At 38.9% G+C, this 17,515-nt stretch carries 18 protein-coding genes; 3 read left to right on the top strand and 15 right to left on the bottom strand.

All coding sequences use genetic code 11. The features are described 5' to 3' along the window. The first annotated feature begins 9 nt into the window (after positions 1–9). The 3 genes from JK629_RS03140 to JK629_RS03150 are packed head-to-tail and all read left to right on the top strand — an operon-like array spanning position 10 to position 3,017. Complete coding sequence (locus JK629_RS03140; protein WP_202337181.1) at positions 10–966, top strand: hypothetical protein; 957 nt, start codon at positions 10–12, stop codon at positions 964–966. Then, entirely contained in the window at positions 963–2,090 is a 1,128-nt protein-coding gene (locus JK629_RS03145) for a glycosyltransferase family 2 protein (protein WP_202337182.1), read from the top strand. The genes JK629_RS03140 and JK629_RS03145 overlap by 4 nt, the downstream gene beginning before the upstream one ends. A gap of 48 nt (positions 2,091–2,138) precedes the next feature. Beyond that, positions 2,139–3,017 (top strand): hypothetical protein, encoded by an 879-nt coding sequence (locus JK629_RS03150; protein WP_202337183.1) that lies wholly within the window; start codon positions 2,139–2,141, stop codon positions 3,015–3,017. On the opposite strand, the gene JK629_RS03155 is transcribed toward JK629_RS03150, so the two are convergent. From JK629_RS03155 to JK629_RS03225, 15 genes are all read right to left on the bottom strand, one after another. After that, complete coding sequence (locus JK629_RS03155) at positions 3,018–3,497, bottom strand: hypothetical protein (RefSeq protein WP_202337184.1); 480 nt, start codon at positions 3,495–3,497, stop codon at positions 3,018–3,020. Between the two features lie 126 nt (positions 3,498–3,623). Beyond that, positions 3,624–5,039, bottom strand: coding sequence for a M56 family metallopeptidase (locus JK629_RS03160; protein WP_202337185.1), 1,416 nt, complete (start codon positions 5,037–5,039; stop codon positions 3,624–3,626). Further along, positions 5,036–5,404 (bottom strand): BlaI/MecI/CopY family transcriptional regulator, encoded by a 369-nt coding sequence (locus JK629_RS03165; protein WP_202337186.1) that lies wholly within the window; start codon positions 5,402–5,404, stop codon positions 5,036–5,038. Before JK629_RS03165 ends, JK629_RS03160 begins: the two co-directional genes overlap by 4 nt. A gap of 130 nt (positions 5,405–5,534) precedes the next feature. Beyond that, positions 5,535–6,089, bottom strand: a complete 555-nt coding sequence (locus JK629_RS03170) for a nitroreductase family protein (protein ID WP_202337187.1) — start codon at positions 6,087–6,089, stop codon at positions 5,535–5,537. A gap of 54 nt (positions 6,090–6,143) precedes the next feature. Beyond that, positions 6,144–8,210, bottom strand: a complete 2,067-nt coding sequence (locus tag JK629_RS03175) for a glycosyltransferase family 9 protein (RefSeq protein WP_202337188.1) — start codon at positions 8,208–8,210, stop codon at positions 6,144–6,146. Positions 8,211–8,296: 86 nt separating this feature from the next. Next, positions 8,297–8,932 (bottom strand): hypothetical protein, encoded by a 636-nt coding sequence (locus tag JK629_RS03180; RefSeq protein WP_202337189.1) that lies wholly within the window; start codon positions 8,930–8,932, stop codon positions 8,297–8,299. 343 nt (positions 8,933–9,275) lie between these two features. Beyond that, entirely contained in the window at positions 9,276–10,664 is a 1,389-nt protein-coding gene (locus JK629_RS03185; protein ID WP_202337190.1) for an NAD(P)(+) transhydrogenase (Re/Si-specific) subunit beta, read from the bottom strand. Between the two features lie 119 nt (positions 10,665–10,783). Beyond that, entirely contained in the window at positions 10,784–11,080 is a 297-nt protein-coding gene (locus JK629_RS03190; RefSeq protein WP_202337191.1) for an NAD(P) transhydrogenase subunit alpha, read from the bottom strand. 2 nt (positions 11,081–11,082) lie between these two features. After that, positions 11,083–12,216 carry an NAD(P) transhydrogenase subunit alpha gene (locus JK629_RS03195; RefSeq protein ID WP_202337192.1) on the bottom strand — a complete coding sequence of 378 codons (1,134 nt, stop codon included), beginning with the start codon at positions 12,214–12,216 and terminating at the stop codon, positions 11,083–11,085. A gap of 20 nt (positions 12,217–12,236) precedes the next feature. Continuing rightward, positions 12,237–12,617, bottom strand: a complete 381-nt coding sequence (locus JK629_RS03200) for a hypothetical protein (protein WP_202337193.1) — start codon at positions 12,615–12,617, stop codon at positions 12,237–12,239. 37 nt (positions 12,618–12,654) lie between these two features. After that, positions 12,655–13,071 (bottom strand): GreA/GreB family elongation factor, encoded by a 417-nt coding sequence (locus JK629_RS03205; protein ID WP_202337194.1) that lies wholly within the window; start codon positions 13,069–13,071, stop codon positions 12,655–12,657. An 86-nt stretch (positions 13,072–13,157) separates the two neighbouring features. Continuing rightward, positions 13,158–14,453: a Glu/Leu/Phe/Val family dehydrogenase gene (locus JK629_RS03210; RefSeq protein ID WP_202337195.1), complete on the bottom strand. Its 1,296-nt coding sequence runs from the start codon at positions 14,451–14,453 to the stop codon at positions 13,158–13,160. An 11-nt stretch (positions 14,454–14,464) separates the two neighbouring features. Further along, a complete protein-coding gene (locus JK629_RS03215; protein ID WP_202337196.1) occupies positions 14,465–14,638 on the bottom strand; it encodes a hypothetical protein in 174 nt (57 codons plus the stop codon). Positions 14,639–14,872: 234 nt separating this feature from the next. Next, complete coding sequence (locus JK629_RS03220; protein ID WP_202337197.1) at positions 14,873–16,189, bottom strand: sigma-54-dependent transcriptional regulator; 1,317 nt, start codon at positions 16,187–16,189, stop codon at positions 14,873–14,875. Then, entirely contained in the window at positions 16,158–17,285 is a 1,128-nt protein-coding gene (locus JK629_RS03225; protein ID WP_202337198.1) for a sensor histidine kinase, read from the bottom strand. The genes JK629_RS03220 and JK629_RS03225 overlap by 32 nt, the downstream gene beginning before the upstream one ends. Positions 17,286–17,515 lie beyond the last annotated feature (230 nt).

The raw sequence follows: 17,515 nt of genomic DNA on the forward strand, positions 1-17,515 counted from the left end.
TTTAGCATAATGATTGCCGTACCCCACAAAGCTAAACAATATCTGCTTGCCGCCGCCAAAGTTTTGGCGATTGCTATAACGTTTGGGTATATTTTTTTCAAATTGGAAAGCAATACAACATTAAGTTTTAAGGAGTTTACGGCGACTATTTTTTCCAAAGGGAATATTGCAATATATTCATTATTATTTTTTGGTTTTTTGGCAACCGCCAATTGGTTTTTTGAAATCTTAAAATGGCAAACTTTGGTTTCAACCTTTGAAAAAATAAATTTCAAAACAGCGCTTAAACAAAGTCTTGCATCGCTTACGATTTCTTTGGCAACACCCAACCGCATTGGCGAATATGGTGCAAAAGCACTTTTTTTTGAAAGTAAGAATCGAAAAAAAATACTTTTGCTCCATTTCTTCTCAAGTGCGGCACAAATGCTTGTTACAAGCTTTTTTGGACTTTTTGGGCTCCTATATTTGTTGCGAAATTTTAATATAGACTTTTCGGTGTCCACACTTTGTTACTTTGGAATTGGCGTTATCTTACTTTTTGCAATCGCCTATTATTTTAAGGAAAAAGAACTTTTGCTAAAAGGTTTTTCAATAGCCAAAGTGATTCAGTTTTTCAAAAAAATTCCTTTTCAGATAAAGTTTAAAACTGTACTATTTTCAGTATTTCGATATATTATTTTCAGCAGTATGTTCTACGGTTTGCTGCTCTTTTTTAGTGCAAATATTACATTTTCAGAAGCTATCCCGCTCATTTTTGCAATGTACTTTTTAGTTTCCATCCTGCCCACCCTTTTCATTTTTGATGTAGTAATCCGCGGTGGTGTGGCGGTGTGGCTGTTTTCATTTGCCGGAGTGGCAGAGTTGGTTGTGCTGTCAACCGTGCTCGCAATGTGGTTATTAAATTTTGTGCTGCCATCGCTTTTGGGAAGTTTTTTCGTACTTACCTATCAACCCATCACACGATGATTTGGGCAATTCTGATACTTTTTGCAGCCTATTTGATTGCTATGGCGATTGTTGTTTACGGCTTCAAAAAAGTTAGTTTATTTAAAGCCGAAGAAATTGCTGCAAAGAGCCATTTCAGTATTGTAATTCCTTTTAGAAATGAAGCAGAAAACCTGCCAGTGCTTTTAAAAACTGTTGAAAATCTGAATTATCCAAGCAAAATGTTTGAGGTCATTTTTGTGAATGACGCTTCCGAAGATAATTCCGAAGCAATTATTTCTGAAGCTATAGAAAAAAGCAAGTTTTCAACAAAAATTCTTCAAAACAAACGCTTTTCAAATTCACCCAAAAAAGATGCTATTTCTGAAGCGATAAAAAACTCAAACTTTGAATGGATTGTAACAACCGATGCAGATTGCGAGCTTCCAAAAAACTGGCTAAAAACCCTTGACGCGTTTATTCAAAAAAACAATCCTATGATGGTTTGCGGCCCGGTAATCTACAAATCAAACGGAAATTTTATTGAAAGCTTTCAACAACGCGACGGTTTTAGTTTGCAGGCTGTAACTATTGGTAGCTTTGGAATGAGGCGCCCTTTGCTATGTAATGGTGCAAACTTAGCTTACAAAAAAGATGTCTTTTTTGAGATAAACGGTTTTTCGGGAAACGACCACATTGCTAGCGGTGATGATATTTTTCTGTTGGAAAAGATGAAAAAACGCTTTCCAAGGCAAGTTCAGTTTTTAAAATCAAAAGAAGTCATCGTTTCCACAAAACCACAACAAACCTGGAAAAATGTTTTAAATCAACGGATTCGTTGGGCTTCAAAAACTTCAAAACAGAAAAGTACAACATCCTTACTTTTGGGAGGGTTGGTATTTTTGGTAAACATTTCAGTTTTGGCAATTCCACTTTTAATGGTCTTTCATTCTGAAAATGCGCTGCTTTATGCCTCTTTGCTTTTTATCAAAATAATTACGGATTATATAATTGTGAGGCAAGCTGCAATCTTTTTTGGCAGAAAAATTATGTTTTGGAAATTTCTGTGGCTACCTTTTGTGTATGCCTCGATTGTTGTGTATGTAGTTTTCGGAAGCTTTGGCGGAAACTATTCCTGGAAGGGGCGAACCTTTGAAAAACAATGATAAATTGATTTAATTTTTTACCTTAGCCATACTTTAAAATCCGCCCTTATGAAATCGCTTTTCCCCATTTTAGCTTTGTTTCTCATTCTTTCGGTAGGAACGCTACAAGCGCAGCAGCAATATACCGTGGATGGCCAGACTTATACTTTGAATACCGAAGTTGAGGGTACACTCACTTTGCTTTGGAATACAATAGATGGTGAATATCGCTATTTTTCAAAAAAGGGCAGCGATATTGTGGAGCTTAAAAACACCAAACAAAACGGTGACTATCAAGAAGAGTACAAAAAAACGTTGGAGCAACAAACTGCCGATGCAGTGGTTTCTACTGAGAAAGTAAACCTCACACTACCCAGTCTTCGCTCCTTTTTTGTGGAATATAACAAAAAGAAAGACCCAAATTTTAGCAATGTGGAAGAATCCATTGATTTGCAGTTTCGGCTTGGGGCTTTTGTAGGGATAACAAATAGTGTTTATACCTTAAACCCAACAAACGAATTGCAGCCTATTGCTGGTGTAGATTTAGAATTGATTGATAATGTTAAGTTGCGAAGACATTCTATTGTCTTCCGGTTTAAACAAATATTTGAAAGCAGCGAATACAAATATTCTGCTTCGCAGCTGTCATTAAATTATCGTTTTAAATTTGTAAAAACACCAAAGTTTGATGCCTTTATAAATACAAAATTTGCATCATTGACTTTTTCAAGCCGAGAATATACAGTCATCCCCTTGGGAGGATCGGCTATTGTGAATAAAGAATCCGGCAGTGATTTTAACGCTCCAGTAACCTTCGGTCTCGGCGCCGATTATAAGGTTGGCAATGGTTATATCACCTTTAATTATAACGATATCGTGGGTTTAAACGTTGAGAGCAACGATGAATTTCCAGTAGATTTTACGCTTGGTTATAAATTCAACCTCTAATCAATTTGTTTGAATGACGACTGGTAAGGTGAATTGGGTTTTCACAGGAATTCCTCGTTTATAGGCGGGAGCTACAGGCTTTAGCGAATCGATACTTTGTAAAATCCACATTTCCATATCGGGAAATTCCTTTTGAAGTAAGGTGTCCATTTTTATATTGAGGATGGAAAGCTGGCCGGTGCTACTCACTTCAAAATTCACTTTTATCGTATCGTAAACTTCCCGCACGGCAACCATTTCATCATGGCTTATGGATTGGTACAAATGTGTATTGATTGTGTTTATAAAACAATCTTTCTGTTGGGGTTTTTCTAAAATGTTTTCGCAGTTGGAAAAAGAAGGATATCTGTCCACGTCTTTCCAATCAATGGTTTTTATTTCTTCTTTGTAAATTTCTTCGGAAGAAACTTTTTCGGTCTCAAAAAACTGGCAGGAAGTTACCAGCAGTAGTATAAAAACCAAATGGAAGTGCTTTATCATTTCAGAAATAAATTCTACTTTGAAAAGTACAAATTTATTGAAACTTACGGGGTTGAAGCTTACTGTTATTTAAAAAATAAAAAAGCCGAAGAAAAACTTCGGCTTTAAAATTATGTAGTTAAAATTTTATTGAACTTCAAAAACAATGGGTAAAGAATAGAGCACGCCCACTTTTTCACCTTTCTGCTCGCCGGGCTGCATTTGTGGGAGCTTTTCAATGATTCGAAGGGCCTCTGCCTCAAGTTCTGGTTTTGGAGCTTTTGCTTTTACGTCCACAATATTTCCCGATTTATCAATTTTAAATTGAACAACTATGCGTTGTCTGCCCGGGAGGCCCAAATCCTTCCCGAGTTTGGTGTTAAAATTTTCGCCAACAAAGGCACTGATACGTTCCGTGAAACATTTCTTCAAGGTTTCATTATCGCCCGAACAACCAGGGTAGGTTGGTACTCTCTCTATTTCGGAAAAAGCCACGGACATATCTCCCTCTCCTTCGGTTTCATTCAAATATTCCTGGACAGAAGTATAAACTTTGTCTCCGGGCTGTGCTTCTGTAGTAAGCAATTTTAGCGCTTTTTCTTCCTCAGGTGTCATCTCGCCTTTTTTCATAATGGCTTCGGCCAGCTCGTTTATTTTATTCATTACTTCAGAGTCCGACTGTTGTACTGTTTGGGTTGCCTCTGTTTTGGGTTCATTGCTGCACGCAGTGTAAATTAACATGGCGCAAATTGCTGGTAAAAGCAGTAAATACTTTAATTGCGCTGCTTTTCTTGATTTTGATTTTTGTAACATACTGATTCGTTTTTTGATTAATGATTGATTGAAAAATGTATTGATGAATGAAATTTTTTCGGTTTGGAATACTTCAGAAAGTAGGTTTTGATAGTATTGTTTTTTATCATTTTCGGCAGTAAGCTTTTCATCGGCAATAAACTCGTGCAGGGTAGCCATTCGGTTTTGAAATACATAGATGAGTGGGTTGAACCAAAAAATGATGCGGAGGATTTCAAAAAAAAGTAAGTCCAACGTATGTTTTTGCTGAATATGTATTTTTTCGTGGGCAACAATACTGCTTCTCTTTTCTTCGGAAATGTTTTCTCCTAAATATATAGTGTTGAAAAAGGAGAAAGCCGTATCTGTCTTCGGCAGTATCTTCAGTTTTAAACCATCAAAATAAGCTGTATTTCCAGACAGGTATATTTTTGTGATTCTAAAAATTTTCCAAAAGAAAATTACCGCACTTAGTGCAATTCCCAAAAGCCATAAATCCAACAAGCTTGGAAGCCAAAACGAAGTTGCATTTGGAATTGCTTCTGAAATAGTATCTCCAACAACAACCGCAGGTAACTGAACCATATATTCCTTCGGAATGCTTTTCTGAATGAAGTCAACACTTATAAAGGGCAACGCCGTGCCCAAAATTGGCGTAAGCAATAAATAGATCCTGTTTAAATTGAAAAATGTTTCTTTTTTTAAAAAGAACTCGTATACCGCTAAAAACAATACTTGAAAAACGAGTATCTGTATGAGTGAATGTATCATTTTTCGGTCTTTTCAGAATTAATTTCATTCATGATGGCTTCCATTTCCTGAATGCTGATATCATTTTTTTTCATAAAAAAAGAAACCATACTTTTAAAGGAACCTTGAAAGTAGCCGTCCATCAATTTATTAAGGGATTGGTTGCTATATTCCGTTTTCTTCACCTTTGGAAAATAAATATGGCCCCGCCCTTCTTTTCTATAATCCACAAAATCCTTGCTTTCAAGAATTCGGACAATGGTGGAGACCGTATTATAGGCAGGCTTTGGCTCGGGCAATTGTTCTATAATTGAGGCAACATTGGCTTCTTCCAAATCCCAAAGGATTTGCATAATATCTTCTTCTGCTTTTGTTAATTGTTTCATTGCTTGGGTAATTTTATTTTCCAAATATAACTAAAAAAATAGTTTAAACTAAATATTTAGTTTAAACTAGTATAAAAAAACCTCCCAGTTTATATTTACTATGAGGCTTTCTTTTTTTTAGAAGTGGCTTTTACACCCAAACAGTTTTTTCTTCAATACTGCTATTGCGTACGCCTTCGGGTAAATCTCCATCATATTTTCCCAAGTAGAAAAAACCGAGGCATTGCTCTCCTTCTTCCAATTGAATGAATTTGTCCATATACTTTAAAATGCCAGGAGAAGCCCAATAAGCGCCAATATGCATGTCGTGTGCCGTAAGCCACATGTTCTGCACCGCCATTGCTGTTGCGGCAATTTCTTCCCATTCTGGAATGCTTTCCTTTGGGTCGCGCTGCATACAGATAGCTATTACACAACCTGCCTTAACCGGATTGTCCATAAATTTATTGTATGTGAATTCTGAAAAATTCTCGGTAGTTTGTTTGTAGGTTTCGGCAAGGAATTTTCCCAAAGCAACTTGAGATACCCCATGAAAAATTTTGAAGCGCCAAGGTTCCGTACGTTTATGTGTAGGCGCCCAATTTGCACTTTCAAGTATGCTTAAAATTTCTTCTTTGGTAATGGGCTGATTGTTGTATTGTGCAGGAAAAACCGCTCGGCGGTTCTTTATAAGGTCTAAAATCATTTGTTATAATTTGGGACGTGAAGATAATAAAAGCCCTCCTGAAAAAAAACAATTTTAATTGAATGTGGGAACTTTAAAAATAATTTTTTGCTGTAGTAAAACATCTGCCACCAACTTAAGATCTCCGCTCAATGGCATTTCCGAAATCTTATTGGTAAGCAACTTTTCTACCTCCGTTTTCATTTCTGAACTATGGTACTCCAATAACAATTCGTTTTCTCCCAATTTAATAAGGCAGTCCTTTTTTCCAAACTCCATTGAAGCTTGGGGGTTTGGGATAAGCCTAGCTTCATAATTGGGGTACGCTTCCTGCAGGACGTTATAAAGTGCTTCTAGCACCCTATTTTCGGTCACAGAGGTTAAACAGATCCTGTGGCCACAATTTAAAATAACATCATAATTGCATTTTAGGTTGCACACGCCCTTTTTACCCCATATAAGTTGGTTGTGTTGTGCAAAACTCCCCCAACTTCCGGGACCGGTGGGGCCATAGATTCCCACAGAAGGCACATTAAAAGCTCCTGCCACGTGTGTTATGCCTGCATCGTTGCCAATATGGAACAGTGCACCAGCCATAGTTTCGCCAACCTCAACCATCCCTCCAGTGATAAGTTCCACATGAGGCAATGGTTTGCTAAAATGTTTTTCAATATCAGGATCATCGGGGCCCATAATAACTTTGCAATCCAAATGTGGAAAGATTTCCGCCAACATTTCAATCAACACGGCATACTTTTCAGTGGGCCATATCTTTAACAAAAACCCAGCGCCGTGGTGTATGACAAAATACGGTTTATCCAAATCTTTATTATTTTCAAAATAGGGATAGCTTTCCAAATGATTGTCTATATCAATATGAAGTTTTGAAACTGTATCTATATAATGCTGAATGGCGTGCTGCTTTACTTTTTTATGGGTTGGATATTTTAGTGCGTGCGGCAAATCGTACCCTCGGAAAGCTGGATAATTGCCCAGTTCATAAATATTATCATAATTGGATTCACCATCACGCGCGTCGGTTTCACTCAACACTTTAACACCCTTTAAATGTTTGCCGAAAAAATCTACCAGCCTTGGCGCTACCGCAAAATGAAGCTCTTCAGAAACCTTGGCGAGTTTGTATATTGCCGGGATGGCAAAGAAAATATCGCCTAAACCCCCGTAACTTTTATAGACCAAAACTTTCTTGAGTTTCGGAGCTTGGATGTTTTCTGAATTGTTCAGTATTTCAGCAACTGCAGCCCAAAAATTTTCGGGTGCCTGCTGCATTTCGGCTTTAGCCTTTTCAAAATTATCAGGATAAAAATCAAAAGAAAAAGTTCCTATTCTATCGTTTGAAAGAATTTCACAACCTGAAAGAAATGCTTCTGCAGCAAGTCTTCCCGAAGGTTCGGGCCATACGGGCTTGCAAATAAACTGTTTTGTCTTTCCAAGAATCTCAAGCACTTCGGTATTTGAAATGGGGTCATGGAAAGTCATGTTGTTTGGCATTTCACGACGCAAACGGTTTTTTCCGAATACTTTAAAATTTATATGAGGATGGTCTTCGGCATAGGTAACATACTCGTGGCCACCTTTTAAAAAGTTGAGATCGCCAAAAAACGGAATGGTTTCTTCGTTTTTTTCTTCGGAAGGTTTTAGCTGGGAAACATCTACGGTGGGTGGCATGATTAAATGATTTGCGACTGCTTCGCCATAAAAGTCGAAATGTGACTGATAATGTTTTGGGGATTGAAAAATATTTAAAGCGGCGCCGGAAAACAGCTTTCTGAAAAGGTGAAATTTATCTGGGTTGCAACAGTTTCGGATGTTGTAATCTACGGTACACAAAATATTTCGGCGTACACAGAAATTATAATCGTATTCCACTTTGATGTACGGAACTTGCTGAGAAAGAAGATGTTTCGCTAAGTCTAGCTCAAAATGACAGCGGGAGGTACTGTTTAAAACTACTAAATCTGTTTTTGAAATTTTGGATTTAGTTTCTTCAAAATTTTTAAGAAAATCCACTGCAACGTAATATTCTTTTCTTTCCCCCAATGCCATCAATTCCTTAATGGTAAGTTCTGCACCGCGGGGTGTTTCCAAAAATGTGTCGTGAAGAAAGAATATTTTTTTCAAAATGAAAGAAGGGGTTAAATAAAATTGGACATTTCCATAAAAGATTTAGAGAAATGTCCAATCAAACATATAAAACAACAAACAGACTATATTTTCTCGAAAATTAAAATATCGGTTCCACTGCCTCCTCCGCTTATATCGCGAAGTTCTATTCTGTTAGGGGTTATACTTATAATGTCCCAATCATCGTTAAACTCATCAAAAGGAATTCCATTGAAGTTTAAGGTCAATTCATATCCAGAACTGTTAACGGACCAACTTCCATTATTGGTATTGCTTCCATTGGTTGCGGTGACTTGGTCGTTAATTTTAAAGTCAACCGTATAGCCATTATAATCTGAAGTTTCATCGTCACCACTATCAATATAACTGGCAACTTTCCAGTTGGAACCAATTAGGATATCGCGTATTATTTGAGCTTCTCCATAATAGCCATCGTCATAATAACCGTCATCGTAATAACCATCGTCATAATAGCCGTCGTCATAATAGCCGTCGTCATAATAGCCATCATCGTAATAGCCATCATCGTAATAGCCATCATCGTAGTAGCCATCATCGTAGTAGCCATCATCATAATAACCATTATCATAATAGCCATCATCAAAAAAGTCATCTGAATCGTCGGAGGAGCAAGAAGAGATTATAGCACCCGTTATGGAGATAGTGGATACTGCAAGTAGCGCCTGTCCCGATTTTTTTATAAAGTTCCTTCGTCTCATATTATATAATTTTCCTGATTTCTATAAATATAACGAAATATTTATAAGCAGTATATGATTAAAACAATTCTATAAGAAAATACCCTACCCTTTATTTCAAAACAAATAATCGGGTTTTTTTATCGATTTGGAATCCACACTGGACATAGCACATCTTAAGTCACTATTTTAAAAATAGCAGCAAAATACTATAAGTAAAAATGAATAGACACGAACCGGAGAATTAGTTTGAAAGATTTTCGAAATGTCAGGAGTTGATTAAAATAAAAATTCTTGAGCCTTTCGCTATTTTACACTTCTAAAATATTTCTTAATCAGTAGTAAAATAAGTCCCATTTTATTGTTACAATAACTTCAACTGATTTACAATATCTTGAAGCGTTGTTTTTGCATCTCCAAACAATATACTGCAATTATCCATCCCAAATAATTCGTTCTGGACTCCTGCATAGCCTTTATTCATACTTCTTTTTACCACAATTACTTGTTTCGCTTTATGGGTACGAATAATCGGCATGCCATAAATGGGGCTATTGGGATTGCTTTCGGCGGCGGGGTTTACCACGTCGTTGGCGCCCAGTACCAACACCGCATCGTATTGTTTCATGTTTTCATTGCTCTCCTCCATTTCCTTTAAACAGGCATAATCCACATTGGCTTCTGCCAACAATACGTTCATATGGCCTGGCATTCTTCCTGCAACGGGGTGAATAATGTAATCAATACTAACATTTCTTTTTTCCAATAATTGCTGAAGTTGTGCGCAAATATGTTGGGCCTGTGCGACAGCTAGGCCATAACCGGGGACGATGGCCACTTTTTGGACAAAGGATAGTGTTAAGGCTGCTTCCGGTATACTTATTTCCTTTATTTGCTGATCTTCCTCGATTTGGCCTGTTTTGTTATTTTTAAAAGTTCCGGCCAATACCTTTAAAAGCGAACGGTTCATCGCCCTGCACATCAATAGCGTAAGAAGAATTCCTGCCGCACCCACAAAAATACCACCCGCAATCATTGCCTTATTTCCATATACAAAACCGGCAAAAGCAGTGGCAATACCTGTAATACTATTCAATAAAGAAATAACCACGGGCATATCGGCGCCCCCAATAGGCAGTACGAAAAGCACCCCATACACCATGGCGATGATAGCCAAAATATACATAAACGCCATAAAGTCCAAAGGGATAAATCCAAGGAAATATAACGTTGGCAACAGTAAAAGCAACGCCAAAAGTATCCGCGCCGAAAAGATTACGGCCCTACCGCGTTTATCCTTCACTGTTCCTGCCAATTTCCGCTCGGCAATAATACTACCGGTTAGGGCAATAGCGCCTGTTGTCAATCCGGCGATCAGTAATACCTGATTTCCAAAATGTGTAATTTCAGTTTTTATCTGGTTGGCTTCCATCAGTCCTAACAGCATGGCACAACCACCTCCCGTAGCGTTGAAGAGGGAAACCAATTGGGGCATTCCAGTCATTTGTACCTTATCGGAAAGTCGCTTCCCCAACAATGTTCCCACCGTAATTGCCAATACCATTATAATCAAATTTGTATAAGGAACTGTTTCAGTAGTGCCGGCAAAAAAAGTGAGTATCACGGCCAAAACCATACCCAAAGCGGCTATAAGGTTTCCCGTCTTTGCTCGTTTTGGGGAACTCATAAATTTTAACCCCCCCAAAAAGGAGAGCGTGGCAATTAAATACCCTATTTCAATAATTGCATGCATTTTCTACAAAATTTATTTTGAAGTAATATTTTTAAAAAAATAATAATAAAAAGGAAATTAAGACCTACGACCTTTTTTATAGAGCTTTTTCAAAGGCTTGAAACCCTTTGGTCGCAAACCTATTTTTTCGGCTTAAACATTTTTAGCATCCGTCCGGTAACAAAGAAGCCTCCCGAAATATTAAGGGTACCGAGAAAAACCGCAATACCCCCTAACGTAAGGTTGAGGTAATCATCCTGTGGCACCCGGAGCATTAAGAGAATTGCTCCAACCAAAATAACGCCGCTAATGGCGTTTGCACCACTCATAAGCGGAGTATGGAGAATGGCCGGCACATTCGCAATTACTTCAATACCGATAAATACACAAAATAAAACAAAGTAAATTTCCTGAAGATGATGGGTTATAAAATCCATGTTTAGGCAGTTTGTAAGTTTTTGATAAAATGAGGATGCGTCCAGTTGCCCCTTTGCATTAACTTGCAGGCCGAAAGCAATGGATCTTTTGTAGGGTCTTCTGAATTCGCCATATACTTTAAAAACGCATAGTAATTATTGGAAAGCAGTAGTGAGGCTGCTGTTGGAATTTCTGAAGAAAGATTTGAATGCCCCAGAATGGCAACTCCATTATGGTGCACCAATTCCTTATTTTTTGAAAGTTCGCAATTGCCTCCTTGCTCGGCTGCCATATCTATTATAATACTGCCGGGGCGCATGGCTTCCACAGAACGGGTTTCTATTAATAAGGGAGCCTTTTTACCAGGAATATTTGCAGTGCTGATTACAATATTTGAGGAAAGAATGTGGGTGTGGATCAATTCTTTTTGTTGGTGTTGATATTCCTCACTTTGTTCCACGGCATATCCTCCTGCGGTAGCAGATTCGGTGTATCCATCCACTTCAATAAAGGTTGCGCCAAGACTCCGCACTTCTTCCCCAGCGGACTTCCGCACATCAAAAGCTTCCACTACGGCCCCCAACCTTCGGGCGGTAGCTATGGCCTGTAATCCGGCAACTCCCGCACCCAGAACCAAGATTTTTACGGGGGTCAAAGTGCCTGCCGCTGTGGTGAACATTGGGAAAACACCCTTAAACATTTCGGCAGCCTTTAATACGGCTTTATAGCCCGCGAGGGAAGCCATAGATGAAAGCACATCCATAGACTGCGCCAAAGAGGTTCTTGGCAAGAGGTCGAGACTGTAAACGGTAGCTGCCCGGGCTTGGTAAAGAGCAAGTGCCGATTTATGAAAGAGGGGGTTAAAAATACCAATGAAACAAACCCCCTCTCTGCTATCCACTTCGCTAAAAGTATGGTTAATGGATATAATAATATCCGCATTTTTTAAAATAGTTTCCCGGCACTGGCAAATGGCCCCTGCCAGCACATATTCGGCATCCTCAATTTGAAGGGAACTGCCCAGCCCTTGCTCAATAAGAATATCGAGTTTTAACTCAGAGGTAAGCCGCATTATTTCCTTGGGCAACAAACAAACCCGTGGATCGTCTGGCGTTTTAATGACACCTAATGTTTTGGGCTGGAGCCGTTCTATCATATCGTTTTCCTTGATCACTTCTATCTTCTTAAAAGATTGAAATATTCTTCCTTGATCTTGCGGTATTTTTCTACATGCGCCATATAGATTTTTCTGAATTTTTCATGTTCATTTACATAAAACATATCACAATCCATATCATCGCACTCCATTGCCTTGGGAAGACCGTCTTTGTATTTCCTGAAATTCTTTAGGATAATATTGTTTTCTTCCCGCTTAATAGAAAGCTTGGCCACTACCGGTTGTTGCTCCAATTTATTAGAAAGCTCGACTTGTCTTAGATTCAGCAGGTTGTCTATTTCGCTAAAAATATAGCCAAGATGAGTGATCCAGTTGTTCAGTTCAATAAGGTTGTTTTTCAAAACTATTGATTCCTGACTGTCATGATTGTAAATTTGCATATCTATTTAATTTCTCTATTCTCTATCCTCCCTTCTTCTATAGCACCACATCAATATCTATGAGTCTTTCCGTTTGTGTCACTTTCACAATGATAAGTTCCTTTTTGCCATTTGGAAAATTCCAGATTACTGAATCTCCTTCGGCATAGCCCATAACAGCGGAGCCCATAGGAGCCAAAATGGATATTTTATTTGCAGAAATATCTCGGGCCGTAGGAACAACCAATTGGAATTTTGACTGCCATGTTCCCGATGTAACCGAAACCATACTGTTAAATCGAATTACATCAGCAGGCATTTGTTCATTATCGTATATAATTGCGCTAGTTAGCTCACCGCTTAATTTTTTTAAGGATGTTTTTGTATTTTCATCTTTGTAATAGCCGCTTACGTTTAACAGCCGCTTTAAGAAAACATATTCCTTTTTTTCCAATATCAAATTTCCGTATTTCATGATTGTAAATTTTTAAGATAAAGGAACATCCGGGTTAGCGCATAACAGTGATACCAAACATTCGGATGCTCCATTTATCAAAATGTTTATGGGAAAATTCCCCTTAAAATATATGCTTTCTCTATACGTTCAATAGCGATACAGTATGCCGCCGTACGCATATCCATTTCATTCTCTTCAGAATAAGCAATTACCTTCTTGAAAGTGTTTCGAAGTTTTTTCTCAAGTTTTTCCAGTATCTCGTCCATTTGCCACAACTCCCCGTTACGGTTTTGAAGCCACTCAAAATAACTGCCAATCACCCCGCCGGAATTGCACATTATATCTGGAATAATAGTGATGCCGCGCTGTAGCAATATTTTTTCGCCTTCCACATCAGTGGGGCCATTGGCTCCTTCGGCTATTAACTTTGCTTTTATTGATTTTGCATTGTGAAGGGTAATCTGGTTACCCAATGCTGCGGGAATACAGATGTCGCAGTCCAGTGCAAAGAAGTCTTTTCCTTCTAAAGCAAAAGCCTCGGGGAAACCTACAATGCTGCCATTGTTTGCTTTTCCATAGTTGAAAAGATCCTCCACCTTTATCCCCTCTTTGTTTTGAAGACTTCCAAAGGCATCCTGTACGCCTACCAATATAGCTCCTTCTTGCTCAAGAAAATGGGCAGTCCAGTACCCCACGTTTCCAAAGCCTTGCACAATATATTTTTTTCCTTCTAGACTTTCGTTGTTTTTCTCGGCCCAAAATTTAATGGTCAAAAACACCCCATATCCTGTAGCGCGGTCGCGACCTTCCAGTCCACCACTGCCAACGGGTTTGCCCGTAACAACATGTTGATTCTTACTACGCTCACTGGTGTTTTTCGTACTCATATACGTATCTGCAATCCACGCCATGGTCTGGTCGTTCGTATTTACATCCGGTGCTGGAATATCGTGCTCCGGCCCAATATTCTCACCTAATGCATACGTGAACCGTCGGGTAATACGTTCCAATTCGTTTTTGGAATATTTGGAGGGATCTATCTGGATTCCACCTTTTGCACCCCCATAAGGCAAGCCTGCCAATGAGGTTTTCCAAGTCATCCACATGGCCAAGGCGCGTGCGGCGTCTATATCAACCGTAGGGTGGTAACGAAGTCCGCCTTTATAAGGCCCGAGTGCATTGTTATGCTGTACTCTATAGCCCGTAAATACTTCCACCTCGCCATTATCCATGCGTACGGGAAAATTGATTATAATTTCAGTATTGGTAATGCCGAGGATTTTGCGAACGTTGGGGTTCAATTGAATCTGGTCGGCGGCAGTATTGAATTGTTCCAACACATTGTCCAACATTCCTTTTTTTACAGTTTTGGGTTTTTCCACTGTTTGACCGTTTATCATTTTATTTTCTTTTAAATTGTTTCGAGCGTTAGCGCTCTTTCCGTGTTAATGTCTATTGGTTTTGGCTCCTGAAGCGCCATCTCATCAAATTCGCTACAGGAAAACACACTGTTGTGATGATGCGTCAAAATACATGTGGGCAAGTGCACACAATTTTGGCAGAGGTTTAAGGGATTTGCATTCATTGATACTTTTTTATTTCCTATTGCAAAAGGCAAGCTGTGTGCCAATAGCATAAAAATATCAATAACCACAACTCAAATCTTTGATTTATAGTGTTTTAAAAAATGTAAATGAAAAATTTTATTAGAAATCGGTTGGGGAATATTTCCCCCATGGGGAGTAATTACCCTAAATAAAATCGAAATTGAAAGCAAAAACGATGTTCGAGTTTTGAAATACTATTTCCTAATCCCCATCTATTCTTTAATCTTTCCCCGAAGCGTTTTGCGGTCTATCTGAAGAATTTCCGCAGCTTTTGTTTGGTTATTATTGGTGGCGGCAAGTACTTTTTGGATGTATTTTTTTTCCATTTCCTTCAAGGAAAGAAGCCCTTCCTCCGGAAAATTGATTTGATATTTTAATACTTCGGGCAAGTCGTTTACCCCAATGGACCGGTCGCACATAATTACCGCCCGCTGGATCACGTTTTCAAGTTCCCGAATATTTCCAGGCCATTCGTACCGCAATAATAACGTTTTGGCCTCGGTATCTATCGTGATATATCGGTCTTTATATTCATTACCATATTTCAACAGAAATTTATCCGCCAAAAGTGGAATGTCCTCTTTTCGTTCCCGCAGTGGCGGCACGTTTATTTCTACCACCGTCAATCGGTAATAGAGATCTTCCCTAAAAGTTTCCTTGGCAATCATTTCGCGGAGATTGCCATTAGTTGCTGCAATGATGCGAACATCTATTTTTTCACCCTTCCGGGCGCCTACCTTTACCACCTCTTTTTCCTGCAATACGCGCAAAAGCCGAGCCTGTACCGCCAAGGAGGCATTGCCAATTTCATCGAGAAAAACAGTGCCGCCATTTGCCGCCTGAAAAAATCCCTCCCTGGTGTCATTGGCCCCAGTAAATGCTCCTTTTACATAGCCAAAAAGTTCCGATTCCAAAAGGTTTTCGGGTATACCTCCGCAGTTTACCGCGATAAAAGGCGCGCTGGAAAACTTACCATTGTAATGGATGGAGCGAGCCACCAGTTCCTTTCCCGTTCCGCTTTCACCACTTATAAAGATTGTAGCTTTATTGTCCTTTACCCGTTCAATTATTTGGGTCACATTTTTAATGGCTTCGCTGTCACCAATTATTTCGTTGTATTTGCCTTGATGCGATTTTTCGGGGATAGATTTCCGTTTCCTTTTTGTGGAAAGTGATTTTATAACGGCATTTTTTAATTCATCTTTTGTAAAGGGTTTTACCAAATAATCTACTGCTCCCGACTTGATTGCCGATAGGGCGTCCTGCACCGATGGATAACCTGTAACCACAAGTTTGGGTATATTTGGATAATGCTCGGAAACAAACTTGATGAGCTGGAAACCATCAACTTCAGGCATTTTAAGATCGGTTATCAATAAATCTATATCGGTATCGCGAAGGATAGCCACTGCCTCCTTGACCGAAACGGCCTTATAGGTATGGTAATCGAGCGCCTGAAGATGCCGCTGGATAAGCTCAAGGATATTAATATCGTCATCAACTATCAGAATGTTTTCCTTTTGCAGCATGGTTTAGTGTTTTTTTAGGAAAAGTAATAATAAAAACAGCCCCTGTAGGTTGGTTGGCCTTATAATCTATAGTGCCGCCATGGCCTTTTATGATGCCATGGACCACGCTGAGCCCAAGTCCAGAACCATCCCCTACCGGTTTTGTTGTGAAAAATGGTTGGAATATTTTATTCAAATTTTCAGGGGAGATACCGGGACCCTCGTCTGCTATTTTTAAAACAATTTCTTGTCGGTTTTCTTTTAAACTTATGCCAATGGTACCTTCGGCAGGAGAAAAGTATATTGCATTCAACACCAAATTGAATATTACCTGCGTAAGCTGAATGGTATCTGCCCGCAGCAGCACCTCGTTTTGGGGAAGGCTGATTTTGTAATGAATATTGTTCTTTTTGAAAGTGGGATCCAATAAGTTTATGGCATCCCGAATTATAGGCACTATGTTTGCTTCGCTCATATTCTGTGGCATTTCACAAGCAAAAAACATTAGCTTTTTAACCACTTCCCGAGAGAAGATGGCACTGTTGATAATCTTATCCAGATCCTGAGTGATTTGGGAATTTTCTGGCTGTTTGCTCTTTACCAGTTCGGCAAAACCCAGAATATTGGCAAGGGGGGTATTGAGCTCGTGGGCAATTCCCGCAGTTATTTCTCCCAATATTCCCAAACGGTCCGCACGTTCCATTTTTCGCTTCATAAAGGCCTCCTTTTCACGGATTGCCACCCGTTCCAAAAGATCGCCCACATTGATCGCCACGTTCTTTAACAATTTTTTTTCTTCCTGCAGGAAATCCTGTTTTGTGTATTTATTGGCCGGGTAATGTATTTTTATAATTCCCTTGGGTTCGTTAAAGATATGAATGTCACTTTTAATGAAAACAGATTTTATGGGTAGCGGGGAAGAAATTAAATGAAACGGGGACGCACTGATTTCTACACTGGCATATTTGCTAAACTGCAAAGATTTGCGGATGCTCAGGGCAATGGAGAACAGCGTCTTGTCCAGTTCCTTATAATCGTTGTTGACGATTATAGACGACACTTCGTAAAGGCAGGTAAGTTCCTTTATGCGTTCCTTAAGATTTTTTTCCAAGGTCATAACCGCACAAAGGTATTGATTAAAAGAAGAATTATAGATGCGGAAAATATAAATTGATGAGCCCCCAAAACTTGCCAAGTTTTCAAAATAGCTCCCTAAAGCAAAAATGAAGCCTGTACTAAAATAAGCATACAGTTAAAAGAATAAATTCTGATTTTTGACATCCAAAATTGGATTGCAAATTTAAATGCAGCCTAAAAATTAGAAAAGCAGAAACACTCCAAAACAAA

The organism is Aequorivita iocasae (assembly GCF_016757735.1).
In the GTDB taxonomy this organism is placed as follows: Bacteria; Bacteroidota; Bacteroidia; order Flavobacteriales; family Flavobacteriaceae; genus Aequorivita; species Aequorivita iocasae.

Excerpts from the sequence above, each read along its gene's own strand:
- JK629_RS03215 (WP_202337196.1), bottom strand. The coding sequence starts at position 14,638 with ATGAATGCAAATCCCTTAAACCTCTGCCAAAATTGTGTGCACTTGCCC.
- JK629_RS03180 (WP_202337189.1), bottom strand. The coding sequence starts at position 8,932 with ATGAGACGAAGGAACTTTATAAAAAAATCGGGACAGGCGCTACTTGCA.
- JK629_RS03140 (WP_202337181.1), top strand. The coding sequence starts at position 10 with ATGATTGCCGTACCCCACAAAGCTAAACAATATCTGCTTGCCGCCGCC.
- JK629_RS03170 (WP_202337187.1), bottom strand. The coding sequence starts at position 6,089 with ATGATTTTAGACCTTATAAAGAACCGCCGAGCGGTTTTTCCTGCACAA.
- JK629_RS03165 (WP_202337186.1), bottom strand. The coding sequence starts at position 5,404 with ATGAAACAATTAACAAAAGCAGAAGAAGATATTATGCAAATCCTTTGG.
- JK629_RS03185 (WP_202337190.1), bottom strand. The coding sequence starts at position 10,664 with ATGCATGCAATTATTGAAATAGGGTATTTAATTGCCACGCTCTCCTTT.
- JK629_RS03220 (WP_202337197.1), bottom strand. The coding sequence starts at position 16,189 with ATGCTGCAAAAGGAAAACATTCTGATAGTTGATGACGATATTAATATC.
- JK629_RS03225 (WP_202337198.1), bottom strand. The coding sequence starts at position 17,285 with ATGACCTTGGAAAAAAATCTTAAGGAACGCATAAAGGAACTTACCTGC.
- JK629_RS03155 (WP_202337184.1), bottom strand. The coding sequence starts at position 3,497 with ATGATAAAGCACTTCCATTTGGTTTTTATACTACTGCTGGTAACTTCC.
- JK629_RS03160 (WP_202337185.1), bottom strand. The coding sequence starts at position 5,039 with ATGATACATTCACTCATACAGATACTCGTTTTTCAAGTATTGTTTTTA.
- JK629_RS03210 (WP_202337195.1), bottom strand. The coding sequence starts at position 14,453 with ATGATAAACGGTCAAACAGTGGAAAAACCCAAAACTGTAAAAAAAGGA.
- JK629_RS03190 (WP_202337191.1), bottom strand. The coding sequence starts at position 11,080 with ATGGATTTTATAACCCATCATCTTCAGGAAATTTACTTTGTTTTATTT.
- JK629_RS03205 (WP_202337194.1), bottom strand. The coding sequence starts at position 13,071 with ATGAAATACGGAAATTTGATATTGGAAAAAAAGGAATATGTTTTCTTA.
- JK629_RS03150 (WP_202337183.1), top strand. The coding sequence starts at position 2,139 with ATGAAATCGCTTTTCCCCATTTTAGCTTTGTTTCTCATTCTTTCGGTA.
- JK629_RS03145 (WP_202337182.1), top strand. The coding sequence starts at position 963 with ATGATTTGGGCAATTCTGATACTTTTTGCAGCCTATTTGATTGCTATG.
- JK629_RS03195 (WP_202337192.1), bottom strand. The coding sequence starts at position 12,216 with ATGATAGAACGGCTCCAGCCCAAAACATTAGGTGTCATTAAAACGCCA.
- JK629_RS03200 (WP_202337193.1), bottom strand. The coding sequence starts at position 12,617 with ATGCAAATTTACAATCATGACAGTCAGGAATCAATAGTTTTGAAAAAC.